1 protein-coding gene is annotated in these 511 nt (G+C 67.7%); it reads left to right on the forward strand.

Features of this window, described 5'->3' with window-relative positions; translation table 11 throughout:
- Window positions 1-508 (forward strand): MFS transporter (locus C2L80_RS13640; RefSeq protein ID WP_157941104.1); only part of this gene is annotated, 508 nt, incomplete at its 5' end.
- Window positions 509-511 lie beyond the last annotated feature (3 nt).

Genomic DNA, 511 nt, shown 5'->3' on the forward strand with positions numbered 1-511 from the left:
GGTGTCCACCTGCAACGGCCTGGCGCGCGTGGTCATCGGCCTCATCTACGACAAGACGAACGTGAAGATCACCATGCTGGTGGACGGCCTCATCGCCGTGGCCGCCTGCGCCTGCATCATCGGCGCGTTCACCACCGGCATCTCGGCGCTCTACGTGGTCGGCGCGTTCTGCTGCGGCTTCTGCTACGGCGGCGTGCCCGTGGTGGCCTCGGCGTTCGCCCGCCAGCGCTACGGCGCCAAGAAGTACCCGCTCAACCTGTCGCTGGCGAACTTCGCCATCGTGTTCGGCTCCATCCTGAACATCGTGGTGCAGGGCGCCGTGGGCGGCGACAACCGCCTGGCCGTGTTCATGGTCATGGGCGTGCTGTCCCTCGTGGCCGCAGCCGACGTGCTGCCGTTCTCCAAGAAGTGGAACAGCGACATGAAGATGCTGGAAGGCCGCAAGGCGAAGGCCTCCGGCAGCTCCGCCGACGTCGAGGCGCCCGAGACGGCTGCCGCCGCCTCGTAAGCG

It is taken from the genome of Rubneribacter badeniensis, assembly GCF_002899695.1.
GTDB lineage: Bacteria > Actinomycetota > Coriobacteriia > Coriobacteriales > Eggerthellaceae > Rubneribacter > Rubneribacter badeniensis.